This window comes from Actinoplanes sp. NPDC051388 (genome assembly GCF_055586225.1).
Genome location: NZ_JBVJIP010000008.1, coordinates 443,428 through 455,253, shown reverse-complemented (window position 1 = coordinate 455,253; position 11,826 = coordinate 443,428). Strand labels below are relative to the sequence as shown.

Sequence of the window (11,826 nt, the reverse complement as noted above, 5' to 3'; positions counted from 1 at the left end):
ACCTTTCAGGGGGGGGTTCCGTGCCTCACGTGTCCACCGACGCGGCGCGGACCAAGCCTTTCTTTCGGGGGCCAAACTGGTTTGGGGGGGCGCCCCCCCCCACCCCCACGCTGACCGTGTTCGGCCAGTTCGGCGACTACTTCCGCTTCCGACGCGGATGGAGACGCATCCGGCCCGACGTGAACGAGCTCACCGTCCCCCGCGGCCTGCACTTCCCCCAGTGCGACGACCCCGCACTAGTCGCAAGGGCTATCAGCAGCCTGTAGAGCCAGCTAGACCTCGCCGTTCCGGACGCTACCCCTGAGAGCGGCTTCGCCTGCCCTGACCTGACTACGTTCTGCCGACTCGCACCCGATCTGACCCTGCACCTGCGGTCGCCGCTGATGACCAGACCCGACGTCGCCTAGATGGGTCAGCGCACGCGCGCGTTGACCGCCGCGGTGATCGCGTCGATGCCGATCAGGTTGTACTCCCGCCCGAGCGACCGCATGATCGAGTTCTGGCTGGGCCGGAAGACGCCGCGGTCGCAGTATGAGCCGCCCTCGAAGGTGCCGATCACGCCGCCGTCGGGCGTGGGCCGGCCGAGATGTGCCGCCCACTTGGCGTTGCGCTCGCGCATCTGCGACTCGGTGAGCGTGGAGGCGTTCGGATAGCCGGGTTCGCCGCCGGAATAGGTGCAGTCGCCGCCGTATTCGTCCTCGAGGCCGCCGACCGAGTGGCCCAGCTCGTGCGTGACGATGTCGCCGGACTGCGGGTTGCCGCCGGCCGAGACGGTCACCCCGCCGCCGGAGCCGCCGTAGGTGCCGCTGTTCACCAGCACCAGCACCTGATCCGCGCCGGGGGCGAGGGCCGCGTACTGCCGGGCGATGCGGTCGTCGACGCAGATCAGCCGGTCGAGGTCGCCGCAGAAGTAGCCGCCGTTGAGCGCGGTGTCCTTCTGCACGCCGCGGGTCGGATCGTGGTCCGAGCCGGACTGGCGGGAGACCGCGTCGACCTCCCACACGTTGAACTTGTCCTTGAGCGACTTGAACGGCTCGTGCGCGACGAGCTGCTCCCAGCGCGCGACCACCTGGCTGCCGAACAGATATTGCTCGTCGGCGGTGTAGCCGTCGCCGACGAACACCAGGTCGTAACGGTCGGCGGGGTCGCCGGTCTGCTGGATCGGGTAGACCTCGGCCTCGACGGCGGCCGACCGGGATGCCCGGGGCAGGGCGGACATCGCGACCGCGGCGCGGGCGATGGCGCCGTCGGGCGAGAATACCTCGAAGCTCACCGTGGCCGCGGCGTCCGCAGGGGGAGCGGCGAGCAGAAGGACGGCCGCGGCCGACAGGAGCCTGCGCATGGGCGCCAGCATACATCGACAAACGTGGATGACTGCGGCGCTTGACAAGCGTTGGCTAATGGCAGTAGCTTTTGAGCTAACGAACTTAGCCAATGCTGGAGGTTGTGATGACCGAGTTCCTGACCGTCGACGGCGGCACGCTGGCCTATGAGGTGACCGGCGCCGGGCCGCTCGTCGTGCTCGCCCACGGCATGGGCAACAGCCGCGAGGCATATCGGTTCCTCGCCCCGGAGCTGGTCGAGGCCGGATATCGGGTCGCGGCCGTCGATCTGCGCGGATCCGGGGAGTCCAGCGTGGGGTGGGCGTCCATCACGCGCACCGACATCGCGGGTGACCTGATCGCCCTGATCGACCACCTGGGTGGTCCGGCGATCCTGGTCGGCCACTCCATCTCGGGTGGCGCGGCGACGATCGCCGCGGCGAAGGCTCCGGCCCTGATCGCCGCGGTGGTCGAGCTGGCGCCGTTCACCCGCAAGCAGCAGATCTCGCTCGGTGACCTGCGGGTGTCCCGCTTCCGCCGCGGCATGCTGCGGCTGGTCGGCGCCGGCGTGTTCGGCAGCGTCCGGCTCTGGAAGCAATACCTGGACGTGGCCTACCCCGGCACCAAGCCGGCGGACTGGGCGGCGAGCCTCGCCCGGATCGACGCGATGCTGCGCGAGCCGGGCCGGATGAAGTCCCTGCAGCTGATGGGCCGGTCCGCGCCGGTGGACGCCGGCGCCCAGCTGGGCAACGTGCGCTGCCCGGTGCTCGTGGTGATGGGCGCCGACGACCCCGACTGGGCCTCGCCGCGGGCCGAGGGCGAGGCGATCGTGGCCGCGCTGCCCGACGGCCTGGGCCGCCTCGAGATGATCCCCGGCGCCGGGCACTACCCGCACGTCCAGTTCCCCGGGCGGGTGGCCGCGGCGATGCGGACGTTCCTGGACTCCGTCCGTGCCTAGGGCGGGGCTCGACCCGGCCGCCGTGGTCGCGGCCGGCGCGGCGCTCGCCGACGAGATCGGCTTCGCGGGCCTGACGATGGGCCGGCTGGCCGACCGGGTCGGCGTCCGCACGCCGTCGCTCTACAAGCACGTCGACTCGCTGGACGCCCTGCGGCGCGGCATCGCCGTCCAGGCCTTCCGGGACATGGGCGAGGCGCTGGGCCGGGCGGCGGTCGGGCGTTCCGGGCCGGACGCGGTGCACGCGATCGCCGGCGCCTACCGCCGCTGGGTGCTCGACCACCCGGGCCGCTATGCCGCCACCGTCCGCGCGCCCGCGGCCGATGACCGGGAAGGGCGACGCGCGGGCGAGGCGGCGCTGCGGGTCTTCTTCGACGTGCTGGCCGGCTTCGGGCTGCGCGACGACCGGGCCGTCGATGCCGCCCGCGCCCTGCGATCCGCGCTGCACGGCTTCGCCGTCCTGGAGAACGCGGGCGGTTTCGGACTGCCGCGCGAGGTCGACCGCAGCTACCGCTTCCTGGTCGACACGCTGATCACCGGTCTGCGCTGAGGCGGGCCTCGGCGACGAGGCGGCCGTGCTCGGAGTCGGGGAAGCGGTCGAGCATCCTCCGGATCTCACTCGCGTCGGTGTTCGCGCCGAACAACTCGGTGCCCGGCTGCATGCGTACCCCCTCCGCCAGCGGCCCGGCCACCACCGGGTCGAAGCCGAGCGCGTCGATGAGGGCCGCGATCCTGCCGACGTCGGCGGGGTCGTCGCCGGCGAGCGCGATCGCCTTGCGGTCGGGCGCGCCCGGCGGCCGCGACCCGCTCTCCAGATCGTGATAACCCATGTGGTTGAAGGCCTTCACGACGCGAGCGCCGGGCAGGAACTCCTGCACGATCTCGCTGGACGAGGTGCGCGGGTCGGTCAGGTCGTCGCGGATGCCGTCGATCTCCCACCAGTAGTTCATCGCGTCCACGACCAGCTTGCCGCGCAACTGCTCGACCGGCACCGCGCGGTGCTTGCCGAGCGGCAGGGCCAGCACCACGATGTCGGCGCGCCCGGCGGCCTCGGCCGCGGTGACGGCCTCCGCCCCCGGCGCCAGCACCGTGACGATCAGGGCGATCTTCGCCGGGTCGCCGGAGCCGGCGATCAGGACCTGATCGCCGGCCGCGACCGCGAGCCGGGCCAGCACGGTGCCGACCTTCCCCGCGCCGAGGATGCCGATGGTGGTCACGGTCAGCTCGCCACGATCTCGCGGACCATCGGCGCGACCTTCGATCCGAAGAGCTCGACCGCACGGGTACGGGCGTCCACCGGCTGCGGCCCGACGGTGTAGATCAGGTCGAACCGCCCCACGCCGAGCACCTGCACCGCGGCCGCGATCTTGCGGGCGACCGTCTCCGGCGAACCCACGTAGAGCGAGCCGTTCGCCACCTCGTTGTTGAACTGGATCCGGGTCATCGGCTGCCATCCGCGCAGCTTGCCGATCCGGTCCATCTGCTCCTTGTACGCCGGGAAGAAGATCTCCTTGGCCTGCTCGTCGGTGTCCGCCACGAACCCTGGCGAGTGCATGCCGACCGGGTGCGCCTGCGTCCCGAGTTGCTCGGTGGCACGGCGATAGAGGTCGACGTACGGCGCGAAGCGCGCGGCCTGCCCGCCGATGATGGCCAGCATGAGCCCGAGCCCGTGCTGGGCGGTGCGCACGACGGACTGCGGCGACCCGCCGACGCCGACCCAGGTGGGCAGCCGGCCGGACTCGGTCTTCGGGAACACCTCGGCGTCGTCGAGCGCCGCGCGGGTGGTGCCGGCCCAGGTCACCGGCTTCTCGTCGAGCAGCTTCACGAACAGGTCGAGCTTCTCCTCGAAGAGCACGTCGTAGTCGCTCAGGTCGTACCCGAACAGCGGGAACGACTCGGTGAACGACCCGCGCCCCAGGATCACCTCGGCGCGGCCCCGCGAGATCGCGTCCACCGTGGCGAACCGCTGGAAGACCCGCACCGGGTCGTCGGAGCTGAGCACGGTGACGCCGGAGGCGAGCTTGATCCGGCTGGTCCGGGCGGCGATGCCGGCCAGCACGGTCTCCGGGCTGGAGATCGAATACTCCGGCCGATGGTGCTCGCCGAGGGCGATCACATCGACGCCGAGCTCGTCGGCGAGGACGGCCTCGTCGATCACCTGCCGGATCGCGGCGGCCTGGGTGAGGGGTACGCCCGAAGCGTCCACCGGCACATCGCCGAAGGTGTCGAGACCCATCACGAGGTTGCTCATCGTCCTGCCTTCCGTTGGTTGACTCGTCAACTATGACCTGAAGTATTTGACGCGTCAAACACCGGCCGGGGGTGTGCTTATGCCCGCCCGCCGCCGGTCCACCTGGTCGCGGGCCGTCCGGAAGCGCCCGCAGGCCGCGTGCCCCGAACTCGTCGAGCGCGGGCATCAGATCGGCGTGCAGCAGGCCGAGGCCGTCGCGGTCGCCCGGGTCGCGGCCTGCGCGACCAGTGTGGTCATCATGGACGAGCCCACCGCGGCGCTCGGCGTCCGCGAGACCAACCAGGTCCTCGGACTGACCGAACGGGTCCGGGAGAACGGACTGCCCGTCGTGCTGATCAGCCACAACATGCCGAACGTGTTCCAGGTCGCGGACCGCATCCACATCCATCGGCTGGGGCGGCGCATCGCCCTGGTCGAACCCGGCAGGACCAGCATGGAGGAGGCGGTGGCGGTGATGACCGGCGCCAAGTCACCCCAGTCCCTGCGGCTCGACGGCGGCGCCGCGTGACCGCGCCGGAGCGGGTCGGCCTCGCCGAACTGGTGGCGTCGGCCCGCCGGCTCGTCGCCGACGGTCAGCGGCGGATCCTCGGCATCACCGGCGCGCCCGGGGCCGGCAAGTCCACCCTGGCCCGGGACCTGACCGAGGCGCTCGGCGACCGGGCGGTGCTGGTCGGCCTGGACAGCTTCCACCTGTCCAACCTGGAGCTGCGCCGGCTCGACCGGCACGACCGCAAGGGCGCCGCGGACACCTTCGACGCGGCCGGTTATCAGGCTCTGCTGGGCCGCTTGCGGCCGCAGACCGACGAGATCGTGTACGCGGCCGAGTTCGACCGCGCCATCGAGGAGTCGATCGCCTGTGTCGTGCCGGTGCATCGGGACACGCCGCTGGTCGTCACCGAGGGCAACTACCTGCTCGTCGACGACGACCGGTGGCGTGGCACAGCCGCCCTGATCGACCAGATCTGGTATGTGGACCCGGGCGAGGACGTCCGGCTGGAGCGGCTGGTCGCCCGGCACATGCGCTTCGGCCGCAGCCCGGATGAGGCGCACGACCGTTCCTACGGCTCGGATCAGCGCAACGCCGACCTGATCGCGTCGACCCGGCCCCGCGCCGATCGCATCCTCCAGCTGAGCAACGAGAAGGAGCCCGCATGAGTGTCCTCGACCCGTTCCGCCGGCATGCCTGTCACCACGACGTCCACCGCCATCGCCGACGACGGGCACCGCGTCGGATATGAGGTGCGGGAGCCGGACCGGGCCGCCGAGCCCCCAGGCACCGGCTCGGGTTCGGCGGCCGCCAGCCCTGCTGGCCCGGCGCGCCGCGGGCGCCGACCGCAGGCAGGCGCGCGCCCCCGACGGCGTGCGGGTGGACCACTTCTCCTGGGTGCGCCGCGCGGTCGCCGAGGTGGCCAATCCGATCGATCGCTGGCTCGAGGGCCTGGCCTGACCAGCGGGTCCGGTGACCGGAACCGGCGACCGGCGCCACCGCGGGGGACCGCGAGGCGAGCCGAGGTCACCGGTCCAGGGCGATCCAGTAACGCCGGACCGGCCCGTGCGGGGTCTCGCGGATCCCTTCGAGGACACCGCCGTTGCGCTCGATCGTGCGGGCGGAGGCGACGTTGTCCGCGAGGCACGGGACCAGCACGCGGTCGAGGCCCAGGGCGGCGCGGGCCTCGCCGAGCATCTCGCCGAGCGCCCAGGTGGCCAGGCCGCGGCGGCGCGCGGACGGGCGCACGCCGTAACCGATGTGGCCGACCTCGTCGTCGAAGATGTGCCGCAGCACGATCCCGCCGAGAACACGGCCGTCCTCGACGATCCAGCGCGGTGAGCCGTGCCTCTCGGCCGGGCACGGCACGCCGTTCGGGTGCGTGCGCCGGAGCCGTTCGCCCACCCACGCGGCGAAGCCCTCCGGCGAGTCGATGTCATCGTCGTCGCCCAGCCCGAAGCCGTCCTCGTGCAGCCCTGGCCCCCAGTCGTCGCGGCAGTCCAGAAAGGCCGCGTGCAGGCGCACGGTCGGCAGAATCAGCTCAGCCATGCAACTCACCCCTCATCGGTCCATTATCGACGCCATGACGCGCATGAAGCTGGGCGGCGACGAGCGACAGGGGAACAGAAACCGCTCGTGGGAGACCCCTGGCCCCTCGCCGGAGCAGATCACCGAGGCCGTCGACCGGCTCGACGGTGACAAGCACACCGAGGTCTCCCTCTCGGCGGACGATCCCTGGCGCTACCTGTCGGTGTCCGGCGGCCCGGAGCTCTATCTGGTGACCGGCGAGACCGCCGACGAGCGGATCCTGCAACTGCTGGACCGGGACGCCGGCTCGGCCGAGGTCGCCCTGGTGTGCGGCGGCCAGAAGGGCGTGTTCAAGCGCTCCGAACTGGTCGACCGGGACAAGGCGCTGGCCGCGCTCGACGAGTTCACGGCCGGCTTTCCGAACGGCTTCAGTGACCGGTGGGAGATCCAGGAGGCGCCGTGACCAGGCCGCGGACCCGGTCGGCGCCGATCGCCAGCAGCAAGGTGGGCAGGCGGGGGCCGGTCTCGCGGCCGGTCAGCAGGCGGTAGAGCAGGATGAAGAAGCGGCGCTGGACGGCCTTGAGCTCGGCGGTCGGCGCCACGTCCGGTGGCAGGCCGAGCATCTTCTTCGGCACGCCATAGACCAGCGTCGTCAGGCCGGCCAGCGACCAGTGCTCGTCCAGCCCCTCGACCAGCAGCTGAAGAGACCGCCGCTCGTCGGAGTCGAGGCTGTCCAGCAGCTCGGCGTCGGGTGCGGTGGCGACCTGCGTACGCTGATCGGCCGGCATCTGCTCGGCGGCCCAGCGCACCGCGCGGTCGAGCCGGGGCCGCACCTCGTCCAGGCTGTCGATCGGCCGTTCCGGATCGAGGTCGTGCAGGATGCGATGCATCTGCTGCTCTTCCCCGGTGGTGATGTCGGCGACCGAGGCCAGCATCCGGTAGGGCAGCGGCCGCGGCGTCACCGGCAGCTCCGCCCCGGCGGTGCGGCGGGCCCGGTCATAGGCGATCGCGTCGTTCGCGGGGGCGGTGCCGGCCGACACCTTGGCGCCGAGCGCGTCCCACTCGTCGTACAGGCGGTGGATCTCCTGGTCGAAGGCGACCTTGAAGCTCTGGTTGGGGCGGCGGCGGGCATAGAGCCAGCGCAGCAGCGGGGTCTCCATGATCTGCAACGCGTCGCCGGGGGTCGGCACGCCGCCCTTGGAGCTGCTCATCTTGGCCATGCCGGTGATGCCGACGAACGCGTACATCGGGCCGATCGGCGCCTCGCCGCCGAAGATCTCCCGGACGATCTGGGTGCCCACCACGAAGGACGAGCCCGGCGAGTTGTGGTCGACGCCGGAGGGTTCGAAGATCACGCCCTCATAGGCCCAGCGCATCGGCCAGTCCACCTTCCAGACCAGCTTGCCGTGCGTGAACTCGGTGAGCTTGACGGTCTCGCCGTGCCCGAACGAGCAGGTGTAGGTCAGCTCGGTGGTGGCGTCGTCATAGGCCGTGACGGTCGTCGAGTCCCGCTCGCAGACCGTGCAGTACGGCTTGTAGGGGAAATATTGCCCCCCGGCGCTGCCGTCGTCCTCGGTCGCCGCCCCGGAACCCTCGGCGCCCTCCTCGACGGCGGGCGCGGCCTTGGTGCGATAACGCGCCAGGATCGCGTCGATCCCGGCCCGCTCCCGCATCGCCAGCAGGATCTGTTCGCGATAGGCGCCGGCCCGGTATTGCTCGGTCTGGCTGATGCCGCGGAAGACCACGCCGAGGTCGGCCAGGGCGTCGATCATCGCGGCCTTGAAGTGCTCGGCCCAGTTGGGGTGCGCGCTGCCCGCCGGCGCCGGCACCGAGGACAGCGGCTTGCCGATGTGCTCGGCCCAGCTCTCGTCGATCCCGGCCGGCACCTTGCGGAACCGGTCGAAGTCGTCCCACGAGATCAGGTGGTCGCACTCGAAGCCCCGCCGCCGGATCTCGTCCGCGACCAGGTGCGGCGTCATCACCTCGCGCAGGTTGCCGAGGTGGATCGGCCCGGACGGGCTCAGCCCGGAAGCGCACACGACGGGCTTGCCGGGCGCCCGGCGCTCGGACTCCGCGATCACCTCGTCCGCGAAGCGGTTGACCCATTCCGTCTCGGCAGTCTTGGACATGCCTCCATCCTTTCAGCCGCCGGTTCGTTGGCGCTTTCGGGTGAGGTAGCGCGGGGGAGCGGCCCCTACGTTGCTGGTATGCGAAAGATCGCGACCGCCGCCCTCGCGGCCTGCCTGTTGGTGACGATGGCCGGCTGCGGCGACGAGGAGACCGTCGTCTCGGTCGACAAAAAGGGCGAAGTGGGCACGCATGTCGACGGCACCGAGTCGGGCACCGCCACCGTCCCGCTGGGCGACAAGCTGGTGGTCGACCTCGGCGAGTGGAACAGCTCGATCGGCGACGGCTGGTTCCTGGTCACGCCGCCGGACCCGGCCGTGCTGACCGACGAGGGCGACGAGCACGATCCCGAATGCGACCAGCCCGGCTGCGGCGGCAAGTTGAGCTGGCACTTCGGCACGGCCGGGGCCGGCGCCACCGAACTGACGCTGCGCTACTGCTATCGCTCGCGGCCGGCCGCCTGCGAGCCGATGCCGGACCGCGGACCGGTCGACCCGGTGACGATCAAAGTGACCGTGGCCGGCTGACCGGGCGCCGGACCGGCACGACCGCCGGGACGCGGCTCGCGTACTCCTCGTATTCGGCGCCGAAACGGGCCCGCAGGTCGCGCTCCTCGAAGCGGATGCCGACCGCGATGTAGGCGGTCGAGGACACCGCGAAGAGCAGGTGCCCGGCGGTCATCCGAGGGGTGGCCCAGAACGCGATCACCAGGCCCAGCATCATCGGGTGCCGGCACCAGGTGTAGAGCCAGCGCTCGGTGAAGACCGGCGGGGCGTGCTTGAGGCCGAGGAAATCGGCGTGATCGACCATGAACGTCGACCAGACCACGATCACCCAGCCGAGCGCGTAGACCACCCAGATCGCCACCGACCACGGCGGGCCGACCTGCCAGAGCACCGCCGGGATCGGTTGCCAGAGGCCCAGCAGGGCGGCGAGCAGCAGGCTCGCGACCAGCACGAAAGTGCTGCGCTCGGCGGCCGGTGGGAGGAACCGGGCCAGGCGTCGCTTGACGCCCGCGCGGGCCAGCACCGAGTGGTGCACGGCGAAGATCAGCAGCAGCGCGGAGTCGATCGCCACCGCCGCCCAGGCCGGGCTGGTGGCGGGTCCGTCGATGCCGCGGCCGGCCAGGAAGGCGATCGCCCAGGCGCTGCTGAGCAGGAAGGAGACGTAGGCGATGAGGGCGTAGAGGCGCATCCGTCCATCGTCGGCACGCGGGCCCACCCGAGGCAGGCCGGGAAATACCTCAGTTCGCGGTGGTGGCCACGTACCAGGCGGCGATCTGGGACCGTGACCGGAAGTCCATCCGGTAGCGGATCCGCTCGACGTGCGCCTCGGCGGACCGTTCCGCGATGCCGAGCCGCTCGCCGATCTCGCGGTTCGTGCAGCCCTCGGCGATCAGCGCCGCCACCTCGCGCTGCCGGGCGGTCAGCGTCGGCGCGGCGCCCCGATGCCGGCCCGGCAGCCCCAGGAAGCGCCGGATCATCGAGGTCAGCGCGGCCGCGTCCCCGATGTAGGGCAGGTGCGACCGCCCCGGCAGCACCTCGAACCGCGCCCCCGGGATGCCGTCGGCCAGCCGCCGGCCCTGCGCGATCGGTGCGGCTCGATCGCGCTCGCGGTGCACCACCAGCGTCGGCGCGACGATCGAGGGCAGCAGATCAAGGACATTCATCCGGTACGCCATGGCGAGCATCGCGCACGCCGTCCCAGCGGTGGCCGACTCCCGCTGGTAGCGGGTGACCGCCGCCCGGGTCGCGGCGTCCGCGTCCGGCGCGAAGATGTCGACGAGCAGGTCGGCGGCCAGCCCCCAGTGCTGCCGCACCAGGCCGAGCACGTGCTGCTGGATCGCCGGCGAGGTCACGTCCGGACCGTGTGGCCAGCCGCCGTAGAGCACCAGTCGCGTCACCGACTCCGGCTGCCCGGCCGCCCACGCCGCCGCGACCGCAGCGCCGGTGGACGCGCCCATCAGGTCGTACCGGCGCACCCCGGTCGCGGTGATCACCGCCCGCAGGGCGTCCAGCTCGTCCGCCATCGCGTGCCGCGCCTTCTCGCACTCGCACTCGGACTCGGACTCGCCCTTGGACAGGCCACAGCCCGGCTTGTCGTAGCGGATCAGCCGGCGGCCGTCGGCCAGCGCCTCGTAGTAGGCGCGTTCGGCCGGCATCGCCCAGCTCAGCTCGAGGTGGCTGAGCCAGCCGTTCACATAGACCAGTGGTGGCCCGCTGCCGGTCACCGAGTATCCGATGCGGCGGCCGGCGGGCGACGTGGTGAACGCGATCCGCTGGCCCATTCAGGCCCGCCTCGCGGCCCGGATGAGGCCGGCCAGGTGCGGCGATCGGCTGTGCGGCGGCCAGGCGATCACCGGGGTCACGGCCGGGGCGTCCGGCACCGGCACGGCCGCGAGGTCCGGCCCGAGGTGGCTGCGCACCGACTCCGGCAGGATCACGGCGGTCCGGCCGAGCGCGACGAGCTGGAACAGCTGGGCGTGCTCGTGCACCTCCGGGCCGGGGCCGTCCGGATAGCTGCCGTCGGGGTGCGGCCAGCGGGGGAGCGGCAGGCCGGGCAGGGCACTCGCCTCGGCCATCAGCAGGTGCGGCCGGCTCGCATGGGGGCTTCCGGCGGGCAGCACCAGGATCTGACTCTCCGGGCACAGCTCCTCGGTGTCGAAGCCGGCCGTCGAGTCGTAGGGCAGGTGCAGCAGCGCCACGTCGGCCCGGCCGTCGCGCAGGCGGCGCTCCTGCTCGCCGACGCCGCACAGGACCACGTCCACCGGCACCGCGCCGGGCTCCGCGGCGTACCCGTCAAGGATCTTGGAAAGCAGTTCGGTGGAGGCCCCGGCCTTCGCCACCAGGACGAGGCCGGCCTCGCCGGACGCGGCCCGGCGGGTGCGGCGGTCGGCGGCGTCGACCGCGTCGAGGGCCGCCCTGCCCTCGCGAAGCAGCACCGACCCGGCCTCGGTCAGCCGCACCGCGCGACTGGTGCGCTCCAGCAAGGCCACGCCGAGCCGCCGCTCGAGCTGCTGGATCGCCCGGGACAGCGGCGGCTGCGCGATCCGCAGCCGTTGCGCGGCCTTGCCGAAGTGCAGCTCCTCGGCGACCGCCACGAAATATCGCAGCTCCCGAGTCTCCATGCCGGCCACCCTACGCCCGATCGATACCCG

General features: G+C 72.1%; 15 protein-coding genes. 7 read left to right on the top strand and 8 right to left on the bottom strand.

All coding sequences use genetic code 11. The annotated features are described in order from the left end of the window. Positions 1–412 precede the first annotated feature (412 nt). Positions 413–1,342, bottom strand: a complete 930-nt coding sequence (locus tag ACZ6TI_RS22805; RefSeq protein WP_465347114.1) for a M64 family metallopeptidase — start codon at positions 1,340–1,342, stop codon at positions 413–415. Between the two features lie 107 nt (positions 1,343–1,449). On the opposite strand from ACZ6TI_RS22805, the gene ACZ6TI_RS22800 reads away from it, so the two are divergent. Then, a complete protein-coding gene (locus tag ACZ6TI_RS22800) occupies positions 1,450–2,280 on the top strand; it encodes an alpha/beta fold hydrolase (RefSeq protein ID WP_465347113.1) in 831 nt (276 codons plus the stop codon). Beyond that, a complete protein-coding gene (locus tag ACZ6TI_RS22795; RefSeq protein ID WP_465347112.1) occupies positions 2,273–2,827 on the top strand; it encodes a TetR-like C-terminal domain-containing protein in 555 nt (184 codons plus the stop codon). The genes ACZ6TI_RS22800 and ACZ6TI_RS22795 overlap by 8 nt, the downstream gene beginning before the upstream one ends. Here ACZ6TI_RS22795 and ACZ6TI_RS22790 read toward each other — a convergent pair. Beyond that, a complete protein-coding gene (locus tag ACZ6TI_RS22790; RefSeq protein WP_465347111.1) occupies positions 2,811–3,494 on the bottom strand; it encodes an NADPH-dependent F420 reductase in 684 nt (227 codons plus the stop codon). The genes ACZ6TI_RS22795 and ACZ6TI_RS22790 overlap by 17 nt on opposite strands. 2 nt (positions 3,495–3,496) lie before the next feature. Further along, positions 3,497–4,528, bottom strand: a complete 1,032-nt coding sequence (locus ACZ6TI_RS22785; RefSeq protein WP_465347110.1) for an LLM class flavin-dependent oxidoreductase — start codon at positions 4,526–4,528, stop codon at positions 3,497–3,499. A gap of 79 nt (positions 4,529–4,607) precedes the next feature. Here ACZ6TI_RS22785 and ACZ6TI_RS22780 point away from each other — a divergent pair, with 79 nt between their 5' ends. From ACZ6TI_RS22780 to ACZ6TI_RS22770, 3 genes are all read left to right on the top strand, one after another. Further along, the gene (locus tag ACZ6TI_RS22780; RefSeq protein WP_465347109.1) at positions 4,608–5,036 is read left to right on the top strand and encodes a P-loop NTPase family protein; all 429 of its coding nucleotides are present in this window, start codon (positions 4,608–4,610) and stop codon (positions 5,034–5,036) included. Beyond that, on the top strand, positions 5,033–5,683 hold the full coding sequence (locus ACZ6TI_RS22775; RefSeq protein ID WP_465347108.1) for a nucleoside/nucleotide kinase family protein: 651 nt from the start codon (positions 5,033–5,035) through the stop codon (positions 5,681–5,683). The genes ACZ6TI_RS22780 and ACZ6TI_RS22775 overlap by 4 nt, the downstream gene beginning before the upstream one ends. 79 nt (positions 5,684–5,762) lie before the next feature. Beyond that, positions 5,763–5,975 (top strand): hypothetical protein, encoded by a 213-nt coding sequence (locus tag ACZ6TI_RS22770; RefSeq protein WP_465347107.1) that lies wholly within the window; start codon positions 5,763–5,765, stop codon positions 5,973–5,975. A gap of 66 nt (positions 5,976–6,041) precedes the next feature. Here ACZ6TI_RS22770 and ACZ6TI_RS22765 read toward each other — a convergent pair whose 3' ends face one another. Further along, entirely contained in the window at positions 6,042–6,563 is a 522-nt protein-coding gene (locus ACZ6TI_RS22765) for a GNAT family N-acetyltransferase (protein WP_465347106.1), read from the bottom strand. 34 nt (positions 6,564–6,597) lie between these two features. Here ACZ6TI_RS22765 and ACZ6TI_RS22760 point away from each other — a divergent pair, with 34 nt between their 5' ends. Next, complete coding sequence (locus ACZ6TI_RS22760; RefSeq protein WP_465347105.1) at positions 6,598–7,005, top strand: Imm1 family immunity protein; 408 nt, start codon at positions 6,598–6,600, stop codon at positions 7,003–7,005. Here the strand turns inward: ACZ6TI_RS22760 and lysS are convergent. Beyond that, positions 6,971–8,671: a lysine--tRNA ligase gene (lysS, locus tag ACZ6TI_RS22755; RefSeq protein WP_465347104.1), complete on the bottom strand. Its 1,701-nt coding sequence runs from the start codon at positions 8,669–8,671 to the stop codon at positions 6,971–6,973. The genes ACZ6TI_RS22760 and lysS overlap by 35 nt on opposite strands. 78 nt (positions 8,672–8,749) lie before the next feature. Between lysS and ACZ6TI_RS22750 the strand changes: the two genes are divergently transcribed. Then, the gene (locus ACZ6TI_RS22750) at positions 8,750–9,196 is read left to right on the top strand and encodes a protease inhibitor I42 family protein (protein ID WP_465347103.1); all 447 of its coding nucleotides are present in this window, start codon (positions 8,750–8,752) and stop codon (positions 9,194–9,196) included. On the opposite strand, the gene ACZ6TI_RS22745 is transcribed toward ACZ6TI_RS22750, so the two are convergent. Genes ACZ6TI_RS22745 through ACZ6TI_RS22735 form a run of 3 tightly spaced genes read right to left on the bottom strand, consistent with a single transcriptional unit; the run spans position 9,174 to position 11,796 of the window. Continuing rightward, a complete protein-coding gene (locus ACZ6TI_RS22745) occupies positions 9,174–9,863 on the bottom strand; it encodes a methyltransferase family protein (protein WP_465347102.1) in 690 nt (229 codons plus the stop codon). The two genes, ACZ6TI_RS22750 and ACZ6TI_RS22745, sit on opposite strands and share 23 nt — an antisense overlap. A 49-nt stretch (positions 9,864–9,912) precedes the next feature. Continuing rightward, positions 9,913–10,956: an alpha/beta fold hydrolase gene (locus tag ACZ6TI_RS22740; protein WP_465347101.1), complete on the bottom strand. Its 1,044-nt coding sequence runs from the start codon at positions 10,954–10,956 to the stop codon at positions 9,913–9,915. After that, the gene (locus ACZ6TI_RS22735; RefSeq protein WP_465347100.1) at positions 10,957–11,796 is read right to left on the bottom strand and encodes a LysR family transcriptional regulator; all 840 of its coding nucleotides are present in this window, start codon (positions 11,794–11,796) and stop codon (positions 10,957–10,959) included. Positions 11,797–11,826 lie beyond the last annotated feature (30 nt).